The 24,704-nt window shown below is 70.2% G+C and carries 18 protein-coding genes and 1 tRNA gene; 13 read left to right on the top strand and 6 right to left on the bottom strand.

The genetic code is table 11. From position 1 onward, the window contains the following. Positions 1 to 3 precede the first annotated feature (3 nt). From araD to MMR14E_RS12650, 3 genes are all read right to left on the bottom strand, one after another. On the bottom strand, positions 4 to 1,734 hold the full coding sequence (araD, locus tag MMR14E_RS12660) for an L-arabinonate dehydratase (RefSeq protein ID WP_331314716.1): 1,731 nt from the start codon (positions 1,732 to 1,734) through the stop codon (positions 4 to 6). A gap of 16 nt (positions 1,735 to 1,750) precedes the next feature. Continuing rightward, positions 1,751 to 3,058 (bottom strand): MFS transporter, encoded by a 1,308-nt coding sequence (locus MMR14E_RS12655; protein WP_331314714.1) that lies wholly within the window; start codon positions 3,056 to 3,058, stop codon positions 1,751 to 1,753. A gap of 96 nt (positions 3,059 to 3,154) precedes the next feature. Next, positions 3,155 to 3,874, bottom strand: a complete 720-nt coding sequence (locus tag MMR14E_RS12650) for a ribonuclease activity regulator RraA (RefSeq protein WP_331314712.1) — start codon at positions 3,872 to 3,874, stop codon at positions 3,155 to 3,157. Between the two features lie 191 nt (positions 3,875 to 4,065). Between MMR14E_RS12650 and MMR14E_RS12645 the strand changes: the two genes are divergently transcribed. The 5 genes from MMR14E_RS12645 (at position 4,066) to MMR14E_RS12625 (ending at position 10,232) form a co-directional block, all read left to right on the top strand. Further along, positions 4,066 to 4,764, top strand: a complete 699-nt coding sequence (locus tag MMR14E_RS12645) for a GntR family transcriptional regulator (RefSeq protein WP_331314710.1) — start codon at positions 4,066 to 4,068, stop codon at positions 4,762 to 4,764. Positions 4,765 to 4,892: 128 nt separating this feature from the next. Further along, the gene (locus MMR14E_RS12640; RefSeq protein WP_331314708.1) at positions 4,893 to 6,563 is read left to right on the top strand and encodes a thiamine pyrophosphate-binding protein; all 1,671 of its coding nucleotides are present in this window, start codon (positions 4,893 to 4,895) and stop codon (positions 6,561 to 6,563) included. 61 nt (positions 6,564 to 6,624) lie between these two features. Continuing rightward, on the top strand, positions 6,625 to 8,202 hold the full coding sequence (locus MMR14E_RS12635) for an aldehyde dehydrogenase (NADP(+)) (protein WP_331314706.1): 1,578 nt from the start codon (positions 6,625 to 6,627) through the stop codon (positions 8,200 to 8,202). 82 nt (positions 8,203 to 8,284) lie between these two features. Further along, positions 8,285 to 8,359: transfer RNA gene (locus MMR14E_RS12630), tRNA-Gln, on the top strand. A 115-nt stretch (positions 8,360 to 8,474) separates the two neighbouring features. After that, a complete protein-coding gene (locus tag MMR14E_RS12625) occupies positions 8,475 to 10,232 on the top strand; it encodes a site-specific integrase (protein WP_331314704.1) in 1,758 nt (585 codons plus the stop codon). A 45-nt stretch (positions 10,233 to 10,277) separates the two neighbouring features. Here the strand turns inward: MMR14E_RS12625 and MMR14E_RS12620 are convergent, their stop codons facing one another. Further along, positions 10,278 to 10,409, bottom strand: a complete 132-nt coding sequence (locus tag MMR14E_RS12620; protein WP_331314703.1) for a transcriptional regulator — start codon at positions 10,407 to 10,409, stop codon at positions 10,278 to 10,280. Positions 10,410 to 10,850: 441 nt separating this feature from the next. On the opposite strand from MMR14E_RS12620, the gene MMR14E_RS12615 reads away from it, so the two are divergent. Genes MMR14E_RS12615 through MMR14E_RS12605 form a run of 3 tightly spaced genes read left to right on the top strand, consistent with a single transcriptional unit; the run spans position 10,851 to position 12,743 of the window. After that, the gene (locus MMR14E_RS12615) at positions 10,851 to 11,555 is read left to right on the top strand and encodes a hypothetical protein (protein WP_331314701.1); all 705 of its coding nucleotides are present in this window, start codon (positions 10,851 to 10,853) and stop codon (positions 11,553 to 11,555) included. Between the two features lie 27 nt (positions 11,556 to 11,582). Beyond that, positions 11,583 to 12,020, top strand: a complete 438-nt coding sequence (locus MMR14E_RS12610) for a hypothetical protein (protein ID WP_331314700.1) — start codon at positions 11,583 to 11,585, stop codon at positions 12,018 to 12,020. Positions 12,021 to 12,038: 18 nt separating this feature from the next. Then, positions 12,039 to 12,743 (top strand): hypothetical protein, encoded by a 705-nt coding sequence (locus MMR14E_RS12605; RefSeq protein ID WP_331314698.1) that lies wholly within the window; start codon positions 12,039 to 12,041, stop codon positions 12,741 to 12,743. Positions 12,744 to 13,237: 494 nt separating this feature from the next. On the opposite strand, the gene MMR14E_RS12600 is transcribed toward MMR14E_RS12605, so the two are convergent. Beyond that, a complete protein-coding gene (locus tag MMR14E_RS12600) occupies positions 13,238 to 13,894 on the bottom strand; it encodes a hypothetical protein (protein WP_331314696.1) in 657 nt (218 codons plus the stop codon). Continuing rightward, the gene (locus tag MMR14E_RS12595) at positions 13,891 to 17,085 is read right to left on the bottom strand and encodes an N-6 DNA methylase (RefSeq protein ID WP_331314694.1); all 3,195 of its coding nucleotides are present in this window, start codon (positions 17,083 to 17,085) and stop codon (positions 13,891 to 13,893) included. The genes MMR14E_RS12600 and MMR14E_RS12595 overlap by 4 nt, the downstream gene beginning before the upstream one ends. Before the next feature lie 518 nt (positions 17,086 to 17,603). Between MMR14E_RS12595 and MMR14E_RS12590 the strand changes: the two genes are divergently transcribed. The 5 genes from MMR14E_RS12590 to MMR14E_RS12570 all read left to right on the top strand — a co-directional run bounded on the left by MMR14E_RS12590 (position 17,604) and on the right by MMR14E_RS12570 (position 23,784). Then, positions 17,604 to 18,821, top strand: coding sequence for a PGN_0703 family putative restriction endonuclease (locus tag MMR14E_RS12590; protein WP_331314692.1), 1,218 nt, complete (start codon positions 17,604 to 17,606; stop codon positions 18,819 to 18,821). Positions 18,822 to 19,121: 300 nt separating this feature from the next. Next, the gene (locus MMR14E_RS12585) at positions 19,122 to 19,472 is read left to right on the top strand and encodes a hypothetical protein (RefSeq protein WP_331314690.1); all 351 of its coding nucleotides are present in this window, start codon (positions 19,122 to 19,124) and stop codon (positions 19,470 to 19,472) included. Positions 19,473 to 19,544: 72 nt separating this feature from the next. Next, entirely contained in the window at positions 19,545 to 20,363 is an 819-nt protein-coding gene (locus MMR14E_RS12580; protein ID WP_331314688.1) for a 23S rRNA (adenine(2030)-N(6))-methyltransferase RlmJ, read from the top strand. A gap of 467 nt (positions 20,364 to 20,830) precedes the next feature. Beyond that, on the top strand, positions 20,831 to 22,762 hold the full coding sequence (locus tag MMR14E_RS12575; RefSeq protein ID WP_331314686.1) for a ribonuclease H-like domain-containing protein: 1,932 nt from the start codon (positions 20,831 to 20,833) through the stop codon (positions 22,760 to 22,762). Continuing rightward, complete coding sequence (locus tag MMR14E_RS12570) at positions 22,744 to 23,784, top strand: adenylosuccinate synthetase (protein WP_331314684.1); 1,041 nt, start codon at positions 22,744 to 22,746, stop codon at positions 23,782 to 23,784. Before MMR14E_RS12575 ends, MMR14E_RS12570 begins: the two co-directional genes overlap by 19 nt. Positions 23,785 to 24,704: the final 920 nt, after the last annotated feature.

The raw sequence follows: 24,704 nt of genomic DNA, 5'->3' as shown, positions 1-24,704 counted from the left end.
CGGTCAGTGAATCTCGGGCTCCGGAATCCCGCCGGCGCCCTCCAGAAAGTCGAAGTCGCAGCCCTCGTTGGCCTGCCGCACGTGCTGGGCGAACAGCCGGTTGTAGCCCCGCGGATAGGCCCGGTCCGGCGGCCGGAACGCCTTCACGCGCGCCGCGATCGCGGCGGCGTCGAGATGCAGGTGGATCCGCCGCCCGGGCACGTCCACCGTGATCAGGTCGCCATCGCGGACCGCCGCGAGGGGGCCGCCCGCGGCCGATTCCGGCGCCACGTGCAGGATGCAGGCGCCGTAGCTGGTCCCGCTCATCCGCGCGTCCGAGATGCGGACCATGTCGCGTACGCCCTGCCGGAGCAGGACCTTGGGGATCGGCAGCATGCCCCATTCTGGCATGCCGGGGCCGCCGATCGGGCCGGCATTGCGCAGGATCATCACGTGGTCGGCGGTCACGTCGAGGTCGAGGTCGTTCACCGCCGCGCTCATCGCGTCGTAGCTGTCGAAGACCAGCGCGGGACCGGTGTGCTGCAGCAGCCGCGGGTCGGCGGCCGGCGGCTTGATCACGCAGCCGTCGGGGGCGAGGTTGCCGTACAGGATCGCGGTGCCGCCCATGGCGACGATCGGCCGGTCGAGCGGGCGGATCACGTCGTCGTTGTAGACCCGGCTGCCGGCGAGCCCGTCGCCGATGGTGCCGCCGGTGACCGAGCGGGCGTCGAGGTGGAGGAGGGGGGACAGGCGCGCCATCAGGGCACGGATGCCGCCCGCGATGTGGAAATCCTCCATCAGCCACTGCCCCGAGGGCCGGAGGTTGGCGATGACCGGCACCTTCTGGGCGAAGTCGTCGAACTCGGTCAGCTTGACCGGGATACCGGCCCGCCCGGCCATGGCCACGAGGTGGATCATCGCATTGGTGGAGCCGGCGAGCGCGTTGTGGACCACCAGGGCGTTGTCGATCGAGCGGCGGTCCAGGATGTCGGAGGGCTTCAGGTCCTCCCAGATCATCTCGACGATGCGCCGGCCGCAGGCGCCGGCCATGCGCGGATGGTCGGCGTCGGCCGCCGGGATCGAGGCCGAGCCGGGCAGGGACAAACCCAGGGCCTCGGTGATCGCCGTCATGGTCGAGGCCGTGCCCATGGTCATGCAGGTCCCGGCGGAGCGGGCGATGCCCGCCTCCATGTCGTTCCACTGCTGCGTGGTGATGTTCCCGGCCTCCTTCTCGGCCCAGTACTTCCAGACATCCGAACCCGAGCCCAAGATCGTCCCGCCGAAATGGCCGCGCATCATCGGGCCTGCCGGCAGGAACACCATCGGCAGGTTCATGGAGATCCCGCCCATGACCGTCCCGGGCGTGGTCTTGTCGCAGCCGCCCATCAGCACCGCGCCGTCCACGGGGTGCTGGCGCAGCAGCTCCTCGACCTCCATGGCCAGGAGGTTCCGGTAGAGCATCGTGGTCGGCTTGACGAAGTTCTCCGACAGCGACAGAGCCGGCAGCTCGATCGGGAAGCCGCCCGCCTGCCAGACGCCGCGCTTCACGTGCTCGACGCGCTCGCGGAAATGCTGATGGCAGGGATTGATGTCGCTCCAGGTATTGATGATGCCGACGATCGGCTTGCCGGTGAAGTCCGCCCGCTCGTAGCCCATCTGCAGCATGCGCGAGCGGTGGCCGAAGCTGCGCAGGTCGGTGGCGCCGAACCAGCGCTGGCTGCGCAGATCCTCCAGGGTCTTCTTGCGCGCGGTCATCGCTCTGTCTCCGGTCTCACGCGTTCGGCCCGGCCGGGCGGCCCGCGACGAGCGTGATCGCCGCGGCGGCGAGCGCGCACGCCGCCAGGAAATAGAGGCCGGCCTCGTAGGTCCCGGTGCGATCCTTGAGCCAGCCCAGGACGTAGGGGCCGACGAAGCCGCCGAGATTGCCGATCGCGTTGATCAGCGCGATCCCCCCGGCGGCCGCGGGCCCGGCCAGGAACTCCCCCGGCATCGCCCAGAAAGCGGGCTTGCTCCCGTAGAGCCCGATCGTGGCCACCGACATCGCCGCGAGCGCCCAGAGGCTGCCGAGCATGGGGCCGGAGGCGATCAGGCCGAGGGCGGCGACCAGCGCGGCGATCGCGAAGTGCCAGCGGCGCTCGTCGCGCCGGTCCGACGACCAGCTCCAGGCGATCATGCCGAGGGTCCCGACGCCGTAGGGCACCGCCGTCGCGACCCCCGTCTCCCAGTCGGTGAGGTGCAGGCTCTTCAGGATCGGCGGCAGGAAGAAGGTGATGCCGTAGGTGGCGGTGCCGATGCTGAAGTACATCGCGCCCAGCGCGAGCACGCGCCGGTCGGTCAGGACCTGCCCCAGGGTGAAGGGCCCGTGGGCCCGGACCGTGCCGTCCCGCTCCGCCGCGATCGCGGTCCCGAGCCACACCCGTTCCTCGGACGTGAGCCACGCCGCCTGTTCGGGCCGGTCGGTCATCAGCGCCAGGACCGCGAAGGCCAGCAGGATCGAGGGCGCCGCCTCGAGGAGGAACAGCCACTGCCAGCCGTGCAGGCCGAGCGCCCCGTCGAGCTGGAGCAGCGCCCCCGAGATCACCGCCGTCAGGGCGTTCGAGCCCGGGACCGCCAGGAACAGCGCGGCGACCACGCGCGCCCGGTACCGCTTCGGGAACCAGTCGGTGAAGTACAGGATCACGCCGGGGAAGAAGCCGGCCTCGGCCACGCCCAGCAGGAAGCGCAGGGCGAGAAAGCTCGTCGGGCCGGTGATGAGCGCCATGCTGCCCGCCACCAGCCCCCAGCTGACCATGATCCGGGCGATCCAGAGCCGCGCCCCCGCGCGCTGCAGGAGGACGTTGCTCGGCACTTCGAAGATGACGTAGCCGAGGAAGAAGATGCCGGCCGCCCAGCCGTAGACCGTGGCGGAGAACCCGAACTCCCGGCTCAGCCCGAATGCCGCGAAGCCGACGTTGGTCCGGTCCATGTAGGCGACGAAGTAGATCAGGACGATCAGCGGCAGCAGACGCCGCGACACCTTGGCGACCGTCCGCCGCTCGATCTCCGGCGCCGCAGCGCCCCCGCGCACCCCCACCGCCATGGCGCCCCCCCGAGCCGAATCCGACGCGTCCCGGCCCGGTGCCGATCGCGAGCCGGGTCGGAGCGGGCCAGGTCGGGGCGAGCCGGCACGGCACGCTCAGCGGCCGGTCCGCGTCCGCCAGGCGGCGAAGTCGGCGAGGCTCTGCTCGTCGGTGGCAGGGTAGAGGCCGAGGATTGTGCGGCCCTTGCGGACCTCCTCGGTGACGAAATCCTCGTAGGCGGTCATCTCGACCGCCTCGTCGGCGACCGCGTCCGCGAGGTGGGCCGGAATCACCGCGACCCCGTCGCCGTCGCCGACGATCACGTCCCCGGGGAAGACGGGCGCGTCGCCGCAGCCGATCGGCACGTTGATGTCGATCGCCTGGTGGATCGTGAGGTTCGTCGGCGCCGACGGGCGCGCGTGGTAGCTCGGCATCTCCAGCCGGGCGATCTCGTCGGCATCGCGGAAGCCGCCGTCGGTGACGAGCCCGGCGCAGCCGCGCACCATCAGACGGGTCGCCAGGATCGAGCCGGCGGAGGCGGCCCGGGCGTCCTTGCGGCTGTCGATCACCATCACGGCGCCGGGCGGACACTCCTCCACGGCCTTGCGCTGCGGGTGCGCGCGGTCCCGGAACACCGTGATCGGGTTCAGGTCCTCCCGGGCCGGGATGTAGCGCAGGGTGTAGGCCTCGCCGACCATCGTCGGGCCGCCGGCCTTCAGGGGCAGGACGCCCTGGATCATCTGGTTGCGGAAGCCGCGCTTGTAGAGGGCGGTCATCAGCGTCGCCGTGCTGACGGCCTTCAGCTTGGCGTGCGTCTCAGGGGACAACCCGGACATCCGCTTCTCCTCCCGGGCCTCGGTCTCGGCACCCGCGGACGGTGACAATCACGCGTCGCTTGCGCCGGCCTCGGCTCCCGCCCGCGCTGGGCGCGGACTGATATCCCAGCTCTTGAGTAACACGGCGCGCGGCGCCATTGTCAACCGGCGCGGGCCGCGCAAGACACGGGCGGATATCGACGGGGAAATCCTTGGCCGAGTTGGGATTTGCGGGCGGCGGGAGCCCGGCGGCGGAGGCGCACAGGCCGCGCTCGCTCGCCGAGACCGCCTACGACGCCATCGAGCAGATGATCATCAGCCGCCGCCTCGCGCCCGGCGCGATGGTGTCCGAGGGCGAACTCGGCGCGGAGCTGGGTCTCGGGCGGACCCCGGTCCGCGAGGCCCTGGCGCGGCTGAAGACGATCGGGTTCGTGGAGGTCCACTCGCGCCGCGGCGTCCTCGTCACTCAGGTCGACATCATCAGGCACCTCGAGCTGCTGGAGGTGCGGCGCCCCCTCGACGAGACCGTGGCCCGCTGCGCGATCGCGCGCGCCACCGGGGACGAGGTGGCGCGGCTGCTGGATCGCGTCGCCGGCCTGCGCGGCACCGCGGAGGCCCGCGACCGGGAGGCGTATTTCCGGCACAAGCGCGCCCTGCACGAGGGGCTGGTCGGCGCCGCCCACAACCCGACGCTCACCGGCACCATGGCGGCGCTGCACGCGCAGTCCCGGCGGTTCTGGTACACCTACGAGCCGACCGCCAGCTTCCCGGACTGCGCCGCGATCCACGCGGCGATCGTGTCGGGTATCGCGGCGCGCGACGCGGGCGCCGCCCTGGCGGGGATCGGGACGCTGTTCGACTTTCTCGACCAGATGACCCGCCGGGCCCTCGACCGGCGGCCCCTCGTCTGACAGGTTGACCGCCCCGGAGCCGCCCCTATCCTGAACTGGGATATCAGACGCATCCCAGCGGCGGGCGGATCCATGGCCGATCCCGGCGGCACGCCCCGGATGCGGCCCGAGCGCCAGGGAGGAACGGCTTGAGCGGATTGCCCCCACGCACCGGCGCGCAGGTGCTCGTCGACCAGCTCCGCGCGCAGGGCGTCGAGCGCGTGACCTGCGTCCCCGGGGAGAGCTACCTCGCGGTGCTCGACGCGCTGCGCGACAGCGGCATCGACGTGCTGGTCTGCCGTCAGGAGGGCGGCGCGGCGATCATGGCCGAGGCCGCCGGCAAGCTCACGGGCCGCCCGGGGATCTGCTTCGTGACCCGGGGCCCCGGCGCCACCAACGCCTCCGCCGGCGTGCACATCGCCCGCCAGGATTCGACGCCGATGATCCTGTTCGTCGGCCAGATCGCCCGGCGGATGCGGGACCGCGAGGCCTTCCAGGAGGTGGATTACCGGCAGATGTTCGGCGGCGTCGCCAAGTGGGCGGTGGAGATCGACGACGCCGCGCGCATCCCGGAGATCCTCGCCCGGGCGTTCCGGGTCGCGCTGCAGGGCCGCCCGGGCCCCGTCGTGGTCGCCCTGCCGGAGGACATGCTCGACGACGTCGCCGCCGTGTCGGACGCACCGCGCGTCGTCCCGGCCACGCCGGCCCCGTCCGGGGACGACGTCGCGCGCCTGCGGGCCATGCTGGCGGAGGCGCGGCGGCCGGTGGTGCTGCTCGGCGGCTCCCGCTGGACGGAAGGCGCCGTCGCCGCCCTGGCCGCCTGGGCCGAGCGCCACGACCTGCCGGTGGCGGTCTCGTTCCGGCGGGCGCAGCTCTTCCCGGCCGACCACCCGAACTTCGCGGGCGAGCTCGGGATCGGGCCGAACCCGGCGCTGCTCGCCCGGATCCGGGAGGCCGACCTGCTGCTGATGGTGGGCGGGCGCCTCTCCGAGATGCCGGCGCAGTCCTACGGGCTGCTCGGCATTCCCAATCCCGGCCTGCCGCTGGTCCACGTCCACGCCGACGCGGCGGAGCTCGGCCGGGTCTACCAGCCGGCGCTGGCGATCGAGGCGGCGCCCGAGACCTTCTGCGCGGTCCTGCCGGAGTTCGAGGCCACCGGCACCGGCCGCGCCGCCGAGGCCCACGCCGCCTACCGCGCGTGGTCCGAGACGCCGGAGCCGAAGCCCGGCGCGTTCCAGTACGGCGCGGCGATCACGTGGCTGCGCGAGCGGCTGCCGCCGGACGCGGTGATCTGCAACGGCGCCGGCAACTTCGCCACCTGGGTCCACCGCTACTATCGGTTCCGCGCCTTCGGTACGCAGCTCGCGCCGACCTCCGGCTCCATGGGCTACGGCCTGCCGGCCGCCGTGATGGCCAAGCGCAGCCGCCCGGAGCGGATCGTCGTGGCGCTGGCCGGAGACGGCGACGTGATGATGACCGTGCAGGAATTCGCCACCGCCGTGCAGTACGGGATCGCCGTCGTGGTCGTGGTGCTCGACAACGGCATGTACGGCACGATCCGGATGCACCAGGAGCGCGAGTATCCCGGCCGGGTCTCGGCGACCGAGCTGCGCAACCCCGATTTCGCGGCCCTCGCCCGCGCCTGCGGCGGCCACGGCGAGCGCGTGGAGCGCACCGAGGAGTTCGCCCCCGCCTTCGAGCGCGGCCTCGCCTCCGGGCTGCCGGCGATGATCCACTGCCTCGTCGATCCCGAGGCGCTCACCCCGACCATGACCCTCGCGGCCATCCGCGAGAAGGCCCTGGCGGCGCAGCGGGGCTGACCGCCCGCACGCGCGTCGTCCCGGTGCGGCCCGCCCGCACCCCCACCGAGAGGAGCAGCTCATGACCCTGCGCGGCGAGAACCTGATCGGCGCCGAGGCGCGGCGCGGCACCGAGGCGGCCTTCCGGGCCGTCGAGGCGGCCACCGGACAGGCCCTGGAGCCGGATTTCCCGGGTGCGAGCCGGAGCGACCTCGACCGGGCCTGCGCGCTCGCCGAGGCCGCCTTCGACACCTTCCGGGAGACCGACCCGGAGGCGCGGGCCGGTTTCCTGGAGGCGATCGCCGCGAACATCCTGGAGATCGGCGACGACCTCGTCACCCGCTGCATGGCCGAGACGGGGCTGCCCCGGCCGCGGATCGAGGGCGAGCGCGCCCGGACGGTCGGCCAGCTGCGGCTGTTCGCTGCCGTCGTCCGCGAGGGCAGCTACGTCGAGGCGCGGATCGACCCGGCCCTGCCGGACCGCAAGCCGCTGCCACGGCCGGACCTGCGCCTGCGCCGGATCGCCGTCGGCCCGGTGGCGGTGTTCGGCGCCTCGAACTTCCCGCTGGCCTTCTCGGTGGCGGGCGGCGACACCGCCTCGGCCCTGGCGGCGGGCTGCCCGGTGGTGGTCAAGGCCCATCCCGCCCATCCCGGCACCTCGGAACTCGTCGGCCGCGCCGTCCAGAAGGCGGTGGGCGCCTGCGGCCTGCCGGAGGGGACCTTCTCGCTGCTGTTCGATGCCGGCCAGGCGATCGGGCAGGGGCTGGTGGCCGATCCCCGGATCGCCGCCGTCGGCTTCACGGGCTCGCGCCGGGGCGGCACCGCCCTGATGGCGATCGCGGCCGGGCGCCCGTCGCCGATCCCGGTCTACGCCGAGATGAGCAGCATCAACCCGGTGCTGCTGTTCCCCGGCGCGCTCGCCGCGCGGGGCGCGGCGATCGGCAAGGCCTTCGCGGCCTCGCTGACGCTGGGCGCCGGGCAGTTCTGCACCAATCCCGGCCTGATCCTGGCGCTGCCCGGCCCGGGTCTCGACGCCTTCCTTGAGGCGGCCGGCGCGGCCCTGCGCGAGAGCCCGGCCGCGACCATGCTGACGCCCGGCATCCAGCGCGCCTACCGCGAGGCCGTGGCGCGGGTGGCCGGCCACGCCGCCGTCACCCGCATCGCCGAGGGTGCGGAGGGCGGGGCGACCCAGGGCCGCGCCGCCCTGTTCGCGGCGGACTCGGACGTGTTCCTGGCGGATCCCGAGCTGCAGGAGGAGATGTTCGGCGCCTCGGGGCTCGTGGTGCGCTGCGCGGACTTCGCCGCGATGCGGGCGGTCCTGGAGCGCCTCGAGGGCCAGCTCACGGCCTCGCTGCACCTCGCGCCGGAGGATCACGCGGCCGCCCGGGACCTGCTGCCGCTCCTAGAGCGCCGCGTCGGCCGGATCCTGGTGGACGGGTTCGGGACCGGCGTCGAGGTGGCGCACGCCATGGTGCATGGCGGGCCCTACCCGGCGACCTCGGACGGGCGCACGACCTCGGTGGGCAGCCTGGCGATCGACCGGTTCCTGCGGCCGGTGAGCTACCAGGACGTCCCCGACGCCCTGCTGCCGGCGGCGCTCCAGGCCGCCAACCCGCTGGGCCTGCCCCGCCGGATCGACGGCACGCCCGAGCGCCGCTGAGTTGCTTTGGGCGGAGACCGGAGCGCCGCGATCCGCCGCTTGCCAGGGGCGGACGCGGCGTCTAGACAGCCTCCGCTCACCTTGGGGCGTCGCCAAGTGGTAAGGCAGCGGTTTTTGGTACCGCCATTCCCAGGTTCGAATCCTGGCGCCCCAGCCAAATTTCCAGCTAAGTCCCTCAGAACGTTCTGCTTCTCGTGCTGGCGCCCTGCAGGGTGAGCCGGTTGCTACACTCCGCTGCTACACAGGCCGCCTCACAGGTGGCGGGGGAGCGGGTGGGCTGGATCGCCAACGTTGTCCTGCGGGGACGCATCTTTCACTTCCGACGGCGCGTGCCCGGAGGCCTGAAACCGCGGCTGCACCTCCACGAACTGGTGCGCAGCCTCGCGACGGGCGACCTGCGCACTGCCAAGCTGCGCGCCTATCGGTTATACCTCGCTTCGGAGAGCCTCTTCGCGGCCCTCCACGCGAGCCCGATGCTGACTGACGACCAACTCGCCCGCCTCGTGCAGGACTTCTACGGGCTGATCCTCCAAGAAGAGAGCCGGGGACGGCTCACCCATGGGGCGATCCCGAACGACGTGCGCGCGCGCCGCGTCGTCGGATACGAGACGATGGCCGCGCGCAACCGCGAGGCGCTCGCCTGCAACCGTCTTGAGGAAGCGGGCTTCGTCACGGACGCCATGCTGCGCAAGCAGGATCTGGCTACGAGCGACCTCAGCCCGACCGAGCTCGCTCAGGCGCGACACGCCATGCTGCGCGCCGGAATCGATTTGGCCGATGCGCTGAAGGCCCGCTACGAGGGCGACTTCAACCACGAACCCCGCGATCGCCTGCTCAAGTTGCAACTGGCCGCTCTCGACCAAGCCTCATCACCACCTTCGTCGGCGCCTGAACCCGCCGCCCGCCCGTTCGAGCGTAGTCACACACCGGCGCCCTCCGCCGAGCCCCTGTCTGCCATCGGCGCGTCGTTCCGCACGACACAAGTGGCCACCGAGAGCTGGGACAAGCAGACGGCGGCACAGGCCGGGGCGACGTTTCGGCTGTTCGTGGACGTTTGTGGGGACCGGCCGCTCGCCGCCTACACACGCAAGGACGCCGGCCGCTTCCGGGATCAGGTCGAGCGGCTACCGAACGATTACGGCAAGCATCCACGCTACCGCGGCCTCACCGTCGAGGCGATCCTGGCCTTGCACGCAGCACTGCCCGAGGGACGACGTACGCCTCCGATCACCCAGCGAACGGCCAAGCGCCACTTTTCGGCGCTCTCCGCGCTGTGGACTGCGGCGGTGGCGCGGGACGAGGCGGCCTCCAACATCTTCTCGGGCTTCCGCTTCGGGGGCGGGCGCAAGGCCAGCGAGCAGCGCGATATGTGGGAGCGGGCCGAACTCGGTCGCCTGTTCGCGACACCCGTTTGGGCGGGCTGCGCGTCCCCGACTCGACGCACCACGCCGGGCAACCTCATCGTGCGGGACGAGAAGTTCTGGCTGCCCCTGATCGCCGTGTTCTCCGGCATGAGGCAGGAGGAAATCTGCCAGCTACGCGTCGAGGACATCCGGCAGGATGAAGGCGTCTGGTTCGTCGACATCAACGACCGCCCGCCGCGCAAACTCAAGAACGCGACTGCCGTGCGCCGCGTCCCGATCCACTCCGAACTGATCCGCCTGGGCTTCCTTGCCCACGTCGACCGGCAGCGGCGCATCAAGCAATCGCGGGTGTTCCCCGGCCTCGAACCGGGCGGGGCCGACGGACGCCTCGGTCACGCCTTCACGAAGTGGTTCACCCGCTATCGTCGCGACGTCGGGGTCTACCGGATCGGGCTCGACTTTCACTCGTTCCGCCACACCGCAACGACGCTGATGCATCAAGCCGGCGTTGCGACCGCCGTGATCGACCACGTCACCGGCCACGTGACGGCGGGCGAGACGGCGCGGTACACCAAGCGCTCGACCCTGCCGCAACTGCAGAGCGCCATCGAGACGATCGCGATCGGGGTGGACTTCACCCCGCTCCACGCCGACGTGCAGCGGTAGGCCGGCGGCAGAGAGAGGCCCCCCACGGCCGGCAGAGGCCAGCTTTCACCGCCGCCGCCCGCCTCGGAGCGGCGCGGGCGGTGGCGCCCCCTGGGCCGGCGCGACGAACAGTTCCCCCAGCGGCACCGCCAGCGCCTCGGCGACCTTGTCGAGCAGGTCGACCGTCGGGTTCTCCACCTGTCGCTCCAGCCCGCCGAGATACGCCCGGTCTACGAGTCTACGCGGTCGGCAAGCCCGGCGGGCGCACGGCCGCTGCGTTCCGCCGCCCGGCCAACGCCGGTACCGACCCAACGCCAGACGCAGCCTGACCCCACACCGCCCGCCCCGCCCGCACGGGGTGCGACAGCCAGCCACGGCAAGAATCGACCCCGGGGTGTAAATTTCCGGGGTGGGCAACGGGAATCCCTTGTCTCGGCCCGCCCGGGCCTTCCGAGAGACACCTTCGTCATGCCCAGTCCATCTGCCGCGGTTCGCTCCCCCGCTGATATCCAGTTGGGGGAAAGGCCAACCCTTAAACAGCCGATGACCGCCCTCGTTTATGCAGGCCTCTGCGCTGCACTGAGTCTCGCAGCTGCCACGGCCGCCCAGGCCCACGAGCCCGCCCGCACCAAGACCGCGATGGCCCGCTATCTCGGAACCTGGGCGCCGAGCAAGCAAGCCTGCGGCGTGGCGGACAAGGCAGCCAGCGAGCGCCTGACGCTTTCCGCCGAAGACGACGGCGTCTACCTCTACGACGACCGCGCCGGCGACATCTCCTGTCGCATCGAGAAACAGCGACATCACCCCGACGGGGCCAACTTCGACACGGTCTGCGGGCGCGGTCAGGAACCCCCGTACAACTTCCGCACGGACTACTCCCTCCGCCTCGGTTCGGCACGCACCCTCATGGTGACGAACAGCTTCGTCGACCGAAAGCCGGAAGTTACCGAATACGTTCGCTGCGCGAAGGCGGACCTGCCGGAGTCGAGCTTGCAGGGGCAAACTGCCACGCCGACGACGAGCCCGTACGTCCTGCCGCCCCTGCGGGAGGGCGAGTACTACGCCGGCAACGCCTACCTCGCGGACTACGCGGAGCGCCGCACCGAGCTGCTGGGCGCGAAGGCGAAGCCACTCCCCCGCGTCACGGGCGAGGCCTGTACCCACGCGTTCTGCAAGCGCTACCCGGAGATTCGCGCCTGCTACACGGACTACTGCGTCGGCCGCTGGGAGCGCGCGGACGGGGCGACGGTCGACTACGTTGTCAAGCCGGACGACCTCACCGTGCTGAAGACGGTCTGCCGCGACACCTGCGGCGCGGACGAAATCCGCGCCCCGGTCCGCTGAAGACCCACCTGCTGGAGAGGCGACCCCATGCGACCCGAAGTCGAGTACGGATCGGCGCACCGTGAAGACCAGACAGCGACCGAGCCAAGTGTCGGCATCTTCTGGGGCGTGCCGGACGGCGGGCGCACAGTGCTGGTCACGGACCGCACGACCCTAGCGCAGGCGGAAAACTACGGCGACTGCCTCACCCACCCGCATGGGCACCACGAGGTCTGGGAGGCGTGGCGCCGGCTCGGGGCCACGGCGCTGCGCCGCCGCGGACTGCCCCCGGCCATTGCGGGCCACGAGTACGAGGCGTTTCCGCGCGGGCGGGTGGTCTACATGCACGGGCCGGCGCTGTTCACCCTCTACGCCGACCGGCGCCTGCAGCGGCCGGACACGATCGCCGACCTCGTCCGGCTGTTCGGCATCACGGGAGAGCACCACACGGTGCGCTCAGACGCGCACTACCGCACGCTCGCCTGAGACGGGGAGACACGCAGCATGGGTGGCAGCTCGGCCGACATCGAGGCGCTGCTGGTCGATGTCACTGACCCTGGCAACCCGACACCGGGGATGCTGCCGGCGATCTTCCGTGACATCGTCGGGCGGCTCGACGAGGCCGGGCTCGCCTACGCCGTCCTCGGCCGCATCGCCCTGACGCTGCACGAGCAGGCCCGCTTCGTCGGCGAGATCGAGATCGTCGCCGACCTCGGCGCGGATGGGGGCGAGCGCGCCACTGAGTTCGTACGGGCGACGCGGTCTCGCTTCGCAGCACACATGGACCCGCAACAGTGCCGGCGACCCATCAGCCTGACGCTGCGGCCCTGCGCTGGTGCGACCGAGACGATGCTGCTGGACGAAGCAATCACCCGCCCATGGTTCGGCGTAACGGCGCGACTGGCGAGCGCAGAGCACCTGCTCTGGCTGTGGTGCGGCACCGAGGCCCCCGACCATCCGGCGGACGCCGCCGCGCTGATCACGGGCGGCACGGTCGATCTCCACCGGGTGCAGAGACTGCTCCGCGAGTCGGACGACATTGAGGAGAGCGGCCATCGGCGGCTGCGGTTGGCAATTGGCAACGCGGTCCTGTCGAAGACATCCTCGTTCAGCCGGTTCATGGCGGAACGGCGCGCCCGGCTCGATCCGAACCGCGTGCTGGTCTGGCGGCTGGATCAGGCAGAGGCCGCAAACGGGGACGATCGCTGAGAATGCGGTCCGCCGACATGCCACGGCGCCGAATCGATGCGAAGGACGACTGCGACAACGGCTGTTTTGCGGCCGTCGCGACAACTACATCACAGCGAAATTACCCCATGGGCGGCAGAGAGCTGGAGCAGCAGGAACGCCCCCCGTTACCTACGCCGCTCCCGCCGGTGGGCGTCGACGTACCTGCCGGCAGGCGGATGAGTGCCCTCTGGCCTCGGCCCGCCTGCCGCCTTGCCCATCCGGCATGCCGCCTTGAAGCATTACGCTAAGCTGGCTCCAATACCGACCACCCGATCCGGACCATCGCCGTTCTCGCGCCGATCCAGGCACCGCCAAATATCTGAAACTTGGCACCTCTCAACAGGCCTGTTCTGCCGACATGCGGCCTGCGGCGCGACCCGCGACCTCCCGCTCGGGCCCGGTAGGACGATGCCCCGGAGACCCGCCTAAACCTACATCCGCTCCACCAACGTCAGTGGGCCGAAGGGCGCAGTTCAGGCGTGCATCCTGACGATGGCGTGCAAGAGGCGGATGGGTCCCCCCCGGACACGCGGCACCATGCCCTCGACGACCTGAGCGTCGCGGTAGCGTGGTCCCCACGGGCGAAGCGTCGCGGCCGCGCCGTGCAGCCGCGCCAGCCTCCTGCGGATGTCGTCCAGTACGGCTGTCACCGGGGGCGCTAACAGGTAACCGAGCAGCACTGCCTCCGGGTGGCCATCCGAGTACGTGCCGGCAGCGAACTTACCTACGCCCGCCCGCATGTAGTACCGCGCCAAAGCAGTGTCGCCCGGAGAAACCCGCTTACCCTCGACGCCAAAGTAGGCGTTCGGGTAACCGTGGTGCTGCCGCAGCTTCACCTTGAAGTCGATGCGCCCGACCGTCTTCGTAGGCACCCGCCCGGGCGGGTTGATGACACCCTCCAGGTGGAATTCAAGCCACCGCAGGTTGAACCGGTCCTGCACCATCTGCAGTTCCTGGTGGACCTGCACCGACACCTTGTTCTCGTCGAAGCCGCCAGGCAGGGCGACCATGGTGAGTCGGGCGCGGCGGCAGGCGAGCACGACCAGGGCGACTAGCGCGGCGAGCGCATCCTCGCCGATGCCGAGGCTGCCGACGCCGAGCCGCCCGTCCCCTCCGGAACGGAAGCTCATCGTCCGGTGCCAGGGGCGTGGTCGGCGAGGATGAGGTCCCCGTCGTGCATTGCGTCCGACACGAGCCAATAGCGCCGCTGCGCCGGTTTGACGAACGTCACCGTCGTGCCTTCGTAAATTCGGAGCGAGCGGCGCTCCCGCAGGTAGGGTGTTGGGGCACGCACGAGATGTCCGCGCAGCCGCGCGTAGACGTCGTCTGCCTCGATGGCGTCCGTGACCCGGACCGCCGCGCCGTCTGGACGCCCGGGCTCGACAGAGAACCGCACCGCGAGGAAGCCGTCCATGGGGTCGACGGTCCGCGTTCGCGGCAGGATGACCGCGGCGCGCAGGTGGCGCCTCCCCCCGAACCGCAGCACCGCGTCAACGGTCCGGCATGCGGCGTCGGCATATCCGCGAAGGTCTTCGAGGCTCGGCTGGACGACGTCCCCGCGCAGTGCCTCCCGCGAGCCTATGAAGGTCGAGCGTGCCCGGCGGACGGTGTCGCTCACGAGCTCGCGTTCGTGTGGGGCGAGCCGCCAAGCCCGGACCGCGAACGCGTCGAGGGGGGCGCCGCCTTCCAGACGCGCTGCTGCCAGCGCCTCGCTGGCCTCCGCGGCCAGGCGGTCGGTCACGGCGAGCTGGGGGAAGCGCAGCGCCCTCACGTCCTGGATAGGGATAGAAGGGCGTTCCGTCCCGAGCGCGCCGGCGCCGAAGAGGAGCTGGTAGGCCGGCACGACGGAGTTCAGGAGCGCGCACAGGACGATCGCGAGCCGGCGGTCGGCGGCCGCGAACGAGAAGCTGTAGAAATTTTCTGAGCAGTAGAGGTCGCCCTCGCTCAGCGAGGCGCTTAGCCGGCCGGGTTCGAGTGCCCTAACATGTGCCGACTTCGGGACGACCAGCAGCGGCCCCCGGAAGATTTCTGGATCGCGCACCCTGAAAAGGGCGTCGAGGCCGCGCTCCGCAGCGGTCTGCCGTTCGACGCCGTCGAGTGATAGCGGACTATACTCGCCCGTCTTCCAGAGGACCAGCATCCGCGACAGCTCCGCCGGGACGGGCGTCCGCTTGCCGCCCTTGTCCTGGAAGCCGCGCCCGGAGAGCACACCAGCCCCATCGAGTAGCTCGGAGAGCAGGATGCCGTCGCTCTCGAAGCGCTCCATCGCGTCGGCATCACGCGGCGTGCCAACCATTGACGCCTTCAGGTAGGAGGGGCTGGCCACCGCCCTCGCCTTGTCGACCTCGCGCACGTCAGCGGAAGACAGAGCGAGCGCTCCGCTCTGAGCGAATTCCGGCGTCCACGGGAAGGTGCCGACAAGCATACGCCCGCGCGCCGGCAGGTTGCCGCAGTTCGTGCAGACGAACATGCCGGGGGAGGACGCGTCCGAAAAGAGGCCCTCTAACCGAAGCGGCGACATGTTAAGCAGCGCGAGACGGTCGACGCGTCGCAGAAGGGCGTTCCTGAAAGCGGACGCTTTCGGGGAGCGGGAGAGCAGGGGCGCCGCCTTGACGTACATCGCTACGCGCCCCCGTGGGCCCATCACATCGATGGCCCGCCAGAGGAATCGCTGATCGGGGCTCCGACTCGCGGTCGTGACGATCTCGTCCTCGACTGCATCGCCCTCGTCGCCATCTTCCCCGGGCCCATCTTCATCAGGCGGCGGCTCGACGGCGCCGTGCGTCCACGGCGGATTGCCGACGATCGCGTCGACACCGAGCTCGCGCGCGAGGTTGAGCGCCGCCGGGGACAGAAAGTCCATTCGGTGGAGCGTCAGGCCGACTAGGCGCCGGAAGCCAATGGGCTCGTTCGGGCCCGCCTCGGTCTCAAGCTCCAGGGCCGCGAGGTACAGCCCGAACGCCGCGATGCGCAGTGCGGCCTCCTGCACGTCGATGCCATGGACTTGGCGGTAGAGCACGTCGCGCACCGTCGCGCGCGGCCTCGGGCCGTCGCCGCATTGCATCCAGACGAGCCGCCGCAGCGCCTGCACGAGGAACAGCCCTGAGCCGCATGTCGGGTCGAGGACGCCCGCCCCGGCGGGCAGTCCCTCGAACACGGGGTCGAGCGCCATGTGGACCAGCTCGACGGGCGTGTAGTGGACCCCGAGGTCCATCGACATGTCGGACGCCGCGCGCTGCGCGAAGGTCTCGTAGACGGAGCTAACGAGCTCGACGGGCACGGTGTCGAACCGGAAGCGGAACAGCCTTCCCTGACCCCGTTCCCTCCCGTACAGGTGCTCGCCGCGCGCGAAGGCTTCCAGTAGGCGCAGGTGCTCGTCCGGCAGGTCCACGCCGAGGCTGGGCGGAAAAACGTCTCCATTAAAGGTGTCGTGTAGCCACCGGAACAGCTGGAAGGTCCGTCCCCGGTCGGCGAACACCCGTGCGAGGCGCTGGTCCGGTCCGGGTGCCGCGTCGGCGGCCTCGACGAGCTCCTGGGGCAGCAGCGGGACGGCGATGCCGCGGTCGAAGAGGTAGCTCGCGAACAGGGCGCCGGTCACCAGTTCCTGGCAACGCGCCCGCGCGGCGACGACCCAAGCCTTCGCCGCGGCGTCCTCCCGCTTTGCTGCACCCCCGGCCGCGAGCCCGTCTTCCGACCCGCCGACCGCCGGCGCGCGTTGGTCGACAAGCACGGCGAAAAGGGCGGCTTCGAGCGCTCGGATTTCGTCGAGTAGCACGCGGTCGACCTTGCCGCTGCGGCTCACGCCCTTGCCCAGCGGCGAGTCCCAAAACGCGCCCGTATCGAGGGAGAAGCGTCCGCAGAGCGCGTCGAGCTCGGCCATGCGCGCGTCAACGCCAAGTGCATAGGTTCCGAGCGGCTCCCGGTCGCCGTCTGTCCCGATACCGCGGTAAGCATCGTAAACCCTGACCTCGACGGGGGTGACGACCCAGAGCAGCGGGGCGAGCCCAAGGTTCCACGCCCGCTCCTGGAGAGCCTCGAATGGGGCGTCCGCGGCGTCGACGGCTTTCACGATGAGCTTGGGACCGTCGTCCGTCTCGTAAATGGCGTCGGCAGACAGGCCGCCGCGGTCGGCGAACGCCGGCTCCAAGTGCGCCGTCGCCGCGTCGTAGCCGCGCCGCAGCCCGGCGACGTCCCGCTTGGCGCCGGTCTTAAAGCCGGTGCGATCCAACGCGCGTTCGAGCGGCGTTGGTCCGTCGCCGCCCCCGGAACGGTCCGGCGCGGTGCTCGTTGCCCAGGGCCGGATGGTGCGGCCCGATCTCATCGCCTCGCTCGCGGTCCGGTCGTCATGCTCATCGTTCGGTGTGCGCCACGGCCGAGCTTCCTTCCTTCTGGTTAGTGTGAGGTCAACGACTCGAAGTGTCCCCGATTATGGCCTGGACCCTGGCCAACCAGCGCACTTTGACGCACGGCAGCGCGTAAACTCCGGCTGTCGGACCCGCTATCTTCGCGAAAACATCAGCCAGACCAGGAACGAGGCGCACGCAGCCGGCCGGCCGAGTGGCGGCGGTGGTGCCCTACCTGCGCCTTCCACCCCTACGCCGACACCCGCCGGCATGCCGGCCGTACCGCCGCCGACATAGACGACTACGGCTGCGACCGCCCCGCTGGCTGGCACCTCGACCGGTGACCACGCCGAAGCACCAAACGGACCAAGCACATGCGCACCGCCGGCGTGGTAGGAAGCCATGCCGCGCCATCCCCTTCGTCGTTCATCCCGCTGTCCCTTCCGGGAACCCAGGTCCAGCCGCACCCCCGCGGCCGTGACCCAGGACTACCCCAATGGACATCACCGCTCCCCCGCCGCCCGCCACCGCCGACGACCCCAGCTCCCGCGCGGCCACCGCCCGCGCCGTCCTTGACCCCTCCGGCCTCGGATCCATCGACCGCGTGCCCCTCATACCCGAGGCCGCCCGCCGCCAGCACCGCGTCTTCGTCCCCGCCGACCACCGCTTCAAGGCCGCCGCCCGCTTCATACAGGCGCTCTGGCGCGAAGACCGCGGCCTCGCGATCGGCACCCATGTCGACCGCCGCCGACCGCACCGCCCCCGCCGCCTCGGCTCGCGCCTCTCGACCGCGGCGGGCGCCCTCGGAGCTAACTTCATCCACCCTGACATCGTCCCGGTAGTCGCCCGGGCGCTCGCCTACCGCGAACCGGGCGCGGCCTACGACGTCGATCGCCTACGGACCAACCTGCTGTCCTCGCAGCCGCTGGCTTTCAACCTGTTCGGCCTGCTCGCCCGCGACCCGCAGTTGGCCACCCGCTTCGTCGCCGAGCTGTTCCCCGGGACGCTGACCACAGTCACCGACATCCTGTTCGAGCACTCGCCGGGCCGCGGCGACCCACACTTCACCGCCGACCGCACCGCCTACGACGTGGTCATGCGCGGCCGGGACGCAACCGGCGCCCGCGCCCTGCTCTGTATCGAGATGAAGTACAGCGAGGCGGGCCACGAGCCCGCGCCGCCGCCGCACCCGCGACATGCGCAGATCGCCCGCACCGCCCCTGGCCTATTCGTAGACCCGGACGATCCGACCCTGACTGGCCCTGCCTGTCAGCAGCTCTATCGCCAGCACTGCCTTGCGAGCGCCATGCTCAAGACCGGCCTCGCAGAGACGGCAATGCTGGCCTTCATCGCCCCGACACACAACCAGCTCGCGCGTACAGCGGCGGCAACCTACACCCGCCAACTCGCCGACCCGCAGGCCGGCCCGATCCCCTTCATGCCCACGACCCTGGAGCACGCATTCGCGGCGCTGGCGACAGTCGGCCTTCCGGACCACGCCCGCGCGCTGCATCGCCGTTACACCGACTTCTGGCTTGTCGACGGCGAGCTCGACCTCGCCACGACGCCGGCACTCACGCCCACGCCAGTCCCCGCCGCGACACTGACTGAACCGACGGCGGCCGACGCGCCGCCGGTTCCAGAGCGACCGGTCCGGCGGGGGCGGCCGCACGCGACCCGGCCCTTCGTCGAGCGGGTTGTCTGCGCCGCCTGACACGGCCCCCTAACCGCGGTCGATCGTCCAGCCAGAACGGGGCGGACGACCGCACCCCGCTTCATCCCCGGCACAGCCGACGACCACGACGGGGCTTCCACGACGAGCCCGCTGCCGCCACCGCGCATGTGGCGCCAGTGTTCGAACGTCTTTGTTCGGTGGTGGCGCAGTGGGACATCCGCCCGGACCTGTTACCGTTGTCGCCGGTATTGCATGTCGATAGGGACTGCGGCAGGCGGAGCATAGCTACGCCTGCCCACCGACCAGCTGGGTACCGGACGGCAAGAGGAGGACATCGCCGTGAGTCCCGGCTTCTTCGACGCGCTCCTGACCGCCTGCGCTGCCGTCCGTCCCCCGACACCGAACTCCGAGCTTGTAACCTTGGCCATCCTGTGCCTGACATCCTTGGCGATGGTAGCATTGGGATGGCTTCTGACGCGCGGGGCGGTGAAGGACGTGCTCGACGTTATGGAGCGCCTACCGCCGGCGCCCGACAAGGAAGATGACCGCGCGGCGGCACGCAAGCGCGCGCTGAAGGACTTCAAGTCGCTTTTGTACCGGCGAAGCGCCCCCGGGATAATACTCGCGGTCGCCTGGGCTGCATTTCTCCTGACGGTCGCCTTCCGCTTGTTGTACCGAATCGCGCCTTGACGGGTCGTCACGATATTCCCGTGGTGCATCGACGTTTAACCGACCCACCACGGTGATGGGACCGCGCGGCTTATGAATTACAGGCACGCCTTCCACGCCGGTAATCATACCGAGGTCTTCAAGCACGCGGCCCTGGTCGAGGTGCTCCGCCGCCTCATGGAGAAGCCGAAGCCCGTCATGGTCCTCGACACTCACGCTGGCCCGGGTATCTATGACCTCGGTTCGGAAGAGGCATCGCGGACCGGCGAGGCTTCCTCGGGCATCATGTCGGTTCTAGGCCGGCTGAAGGGCCATGCGGCGGCTTACGCGTCGCTTGTGGCGGCCCACCTGGAACGTGGGAACTACCCCGGTTCGCCAGCCATCGTGGCAGACCTGCTGAGGGTGGGCGACCGCTCGGTTGCTTGCGAACTCCACCCGGCGGATGCGGAGATACTGCGCCGGAACTTCCTCGGAGACCGCCGGGTCGCCACCCATCACCGTGACGGCTATGAGGCCTTGACCGCATTCGTCCCCCCACCCGAGCGGAGGGGGCTGGTGTTCGTGGACCCGCCGTTCGAGGATCGCGACGAGGCCGGCCGCATGGGACGCAGGCTGTCGGCCGCCGTCAAGAAGTGGCCGACCGGCACGTACATGGCATGGTACCCGGTCAAGAGGCCAGGCACGCGCGAGGCTATACTTGATGGCCTGCTCAGTCCTCACGTTCCGGATTGCCTGTGGGCGGAATTCTTGAGGTTCCCCCCAGACGGGGTTCGGTTGGCCGGGAGCGGCCTCATCCTGATCAACGCTCCCTGGAGGTTCGACGACACATTGCGCGGTCTCGGTGCCGACGTTTCAGAAGCCTTCGGCATGGGGACGGACATACGCGTCGAATGGGCGGTGCCGCCGAGATGACCCGGTTCGGCCAATGCGTGACCGTACACTTCGTTTCAATGCTCGGGGTCTCCTGCCCGCTCGTCCTCCGACATGGCGTGGATGGCGGCCATCAGGTCGCGCCATCGGCAAGCGAGCCCGACTTGTCCTCGGTCCAGTGCCCGGTCGGCCCTGGCGTCCAGCGCCCATAAGGCACCCTCGACGCCCCGACGGTCGACAATGCGGGAGGCGCGGCGCCATACGCGGTTCGGAAGCGGCGGCACGCTAGTTCCGTCCCGGCGGCCAAGGTGTGTCAACTGGACCGTAACCCCGCCGTGCGAATAGGTCCAATCGTCCCGTCCGACCATTTCCCGACCCGTAGCGTTAACGAATCTGCGATGCTTTCTTGGAGATAACACGAGCGGGCGATTGACGGTGCCCCGGGCCGGTTCGAATATCGCGGTGAACCCTCAGCCCGGGCCGGCGGACACGACTCGGGATCCGGTGCGATGGACGCCTCCGACTGTCAGGACAGCCTATGGACCGAGCTTCCGGACGGGGCGGACGTCGTGCGCCGTCCTGGCGGTGGACGACGTTCCGGACCGGTGCCTGCGCCACCCGAGTTACTCGCTGCAATCCGCAATCCCACGGGGGTACTGTTCCTTGACGTGGAGACCACGGGCCTGAGCCTGCACTACGACCGCCTGACGATGGTCGGTTACGAGACTGGCGGCCGGCGCGCGTTCCACATCGCCGGCGACGATCCGAGGGAGCTCCTCGAAGCGCTGGCGGCCGCCGAGGTGCTGGTCACCTTCAACGGCAAGCTGTTCGACGTCCCGTTCCTCCTGGCGACCTTTGGACCGTTCAAGATGCCCCGGCATCACCTCGACCTGCGGTTCGCCGTGCGTCGCGTGGGTCTGTCCGGTGGGCAGAAGGCCATCGAGGCTAGCCTGGGCCTGAGCTTGCGCGACGGGTTCGAGGGGGACGACGGCGCCGCTGCCGTACTGCTCTGGCACAGGTACCTCCGCGGTGACCTGGAGGCTCTCCGTCGCCTCCTTGTGTACAACGAGGCGGACGTCCGGGGCATGAAGGCCATCCTCGACTACGTCGTGGCCACACTGGGATTGGGGCGGGACCTGCTTGGCGAGGCACCTGTATTCCTAGACCTCGCCGAACCCACCTCGGCGGCATCCACCCGCACGCTGCCGAATCCCGGACGCCTGCCGAGGCGTCCGGCGACATTCGGTAGCCTGTTCTCCCGCGCGGCCGGGGCGACGGTCGTGGGCATCGACCTCACGGGGTCCGAGGCAAAGCCCTCAGGTTTCGCGGTCCTGTCGGGCTGTGATGTCCTGACATCCATGGTCGCCACGGACGACGAACTGGTCGCCGCGACCGTCGCAGCGTCCCCAAGCCTCGTTTCCATCGACTCGCCGTTGTCCCTCCCAAATGGGCGTACGACACCCTGGGACGACGACCCTATGCGGCACGTGCACGGGATCATGCGTACGAGCGAACGCACTCTGAAGCGCCGCGGCATCAACGTCTATCCTTGCTTGCTGCCGAGCATGCAGAAGCTGACCGCCCGGGGAATGGGGCTGGCCAGACGCCTTAGGGATCTTGGCATTCCGGTGATAGAGAGCTACCCGGGGGCAGCCCAGGACATCATGGGTATCCCGCGAAAGGGGGCTGGCAAGGAGTGGCTCGCCCTAGGTCTCGCAGAGTTTGGTCTCCGGGGCCCGTTCGCGACGGGGGGAGCCACGCACGACGAGCTCGACGCCGCCACCGCCGCGCTCGTTGGAACCTTCTTCCTGGAAGGTCTATACGAGGCGCTCGATGGTCCAGGGGAGAACGCCCTGATCGTACCAAAGTTGGACATGGCGCCGCGGGTTCTCGCGGTCGCGCTGAGCGGTCCGATATCAGCGGGAAAGACGACGGCGGCGCGAGCGCTCGAACGCCGGGGGTTCCGTTACGTGCGTTTCAGCATGGTCTTGGACGACGAGCTGCGGGCCAGGGGGGTAGCGGCCGACCGTGCGAGTCGCCAGGCTATCGGAATGGAGATCCATGCCTCGAAAGGGCAAGGATGGCTATGTGAACGCGTGCTCGAACGCTTGGCGGGCGCCGAGTGCGCGGTCATCGACGGCCTAAGGTGGCCGGAAGACCGGGGGTTCCTCCTCGAGCGCTTCGGGTCGGGCCTGCTCCATGTCCACGTAGAGGCGGCCGCAGAGATCCGGGCGGACCGCTACCGACGCGAGCCGGGGCAGGGGCGTCCGTTCGCGGAAGCGGAGAGTCAGCCGGTTGAGGGCTCGGTGGCGGATCTCGGACGTCTCGCGGACGTCGCGATCCCGAACGAGGCATCGCTCGGGGAATTCGAAGACAGGGTAGTGCGCGCGGTGGCCGCGCACGCAGACAAGATCGGTGTACCATGCCCGTTTCCGTCGTAGTCGGTGGACAGTTCGGCTCCGAGGGCAAGGGAAAGGTCGCCCACGCCATCGCCTGCCGTGAGGACGCTGCCGCCGTGGTCCGCGTGGGCGGCACGAATTCCGGACACACAGTGGTGGATGCCCGGGGCGACACGTGGGCTTTGAGGCAATTGCCGGCATCCGTACTGGCCGAGGGGGTCGTCGCGGTATTGCCGCCCGGCGCCATCATCGATCCAGAGATCTTCCTGGCAGAGGTGGCCAAGCTCCGTTTGGACCCATCCCGCGTCCGTGTGAGCCCCCTTGCCACGCTGATCACCGACGGCGACCGTGAGGCAGAGCGGCTGTCCGGCATCGTCGACCGGATTGGCTCGACGGGGTCGGGAACCGGCCAAGCCCTTTCCCGCCGCATGGCCAGGCGCGACGGCGAGGCCGTGCTGGCTCGGAGCGACGAGCGGCTCGAACCTTACTTCGATGATACCACCTCGCTGATGCGTGGGCTGCTGCGGCAGGGGCGTCGCGTGGTCATCGAGGGCTCGCAGGGGTTTGGTCTCTCGCTCCTGCATGGTCCGGAGTACCCGAAGGCGACGAGCAGGGACGCCACGGCCGCTACCTTCGTGGGGGAGGCCGGCCTGAGTCCCCTCGACGTCGACGACGTGACCCTGGTGATCCGCACCTACCCGATCCGCGTCGCCGGGAAGTCGGGTGATCTTCCCAACGAGGTGACGTGGGCGGACGTTGCGGAGCGGGCGCGGCTACCGCGAGACTACGTCGAGCTAACGACCTCTACGCAGAAAGTGCGCCGCGTCGGCCTATTCGACCCAGGCATCGTCCGCCGCGCGGTCGAGGTCAACGCCCCGACCCGGATCGTACTGAACCATGTGGACTACGTCGACCCGGACGCCCGGACTGGCCGGCTCGGAGCCTTGGCACGGGACTTCGTCGAGCGGGAGGTGGAAGCGCCACTTGGCATCCGAATCGATTGGCTCGGCACGAGCCCCGCTGACGTCCTAACAGACTGGAGGGGCTCAAACGGTCCGAAGTGACTCGCCCACCCCTGGTCGAGGAAACGGCGGCATGCCGCGGCGCCCGCCGTAGCATGCCGAGGCTGGGCGATGACCCAAAAGACGCGGCACGAGCCTCGGCGAAACACCATCGGCAGGATGGTCGCCTCGACGCCCAGTGTCTCGACGAGCCTCGCGCCCAATGCGTCGATCTGCTCGGCGGTGGTGCACGTCCTGTTCAGGTGATGGTAGACGACCAGCGACTGCCCACGGGCCCAGAACGGCGTGAGCTCGTCCACGAAGACGAACTTCCCGCTCCTCGGGCCGTACCTTGGCGTCACCGGCGTGGCGATGCCATTGTCAGGGTCGAGGAACACGACGTCGGTGCCGCCGGTGGCCTCCAGGGCGCGCGACAGCCATAGCTCCCGGTGTATCCGTCGTGCCGCGACGAGTGTCGTCTCCCCGGGCGCTAGGCCAACGGGTGGTTCGTCGAAGAAGACTGTGTCCCGTGGCAGCACCTCTCCAAGTTCGAGAGCTTGGATGGACCGAGCCCCTCCGCCCACGATTCGCCCCAGCCTGCCATGCAGATCGAGGTCCAGGGCCGCCATGGCGGCGTCGCGTAGGTACGAGATGTGCCTACCGTCGCCGTTGTGGCTCTCATCCGGGAACGTACACCAGACGACACCCAGTCGCCCAATGCCGCCGGGTCGGCAGCTCAGCGCGCGTAAGAGTCCGAATTTCCCGAAATCCCCGACGTCGCCGACATATCTGTCCTGCATGTCCGAATGCCACCGCCACGGTCCGGACCCGTCTTACTGCTGGTGACACGCTTGTCCAGCTGCCCGTGGACGGCTTTCGGAGCGGGGCACTTGAGGTACTCAACTCCACACCCGGCCCTGGACACGGTGCGCTGAAACCCTGACAACGCAATCAGACGACGCGCCGCCGGCGGTAAGACGGCC

Origin of the sequence: Methylobacterium mesophilicum, from assembly GCF_036441335.1 — a bacterium.
Classification (GTDB): Bacteria; Pseudomonadota; Alphaproteobacteria; order Rhizobiales; family Beijerinckiaceae; genus Methylobacterium; species Methylobacterium mesophilicum_B.
Note: the sequence above shows the minus strand (reverse complement) of the source record. Positions and strands in the feature narration are given on the sequence as shown.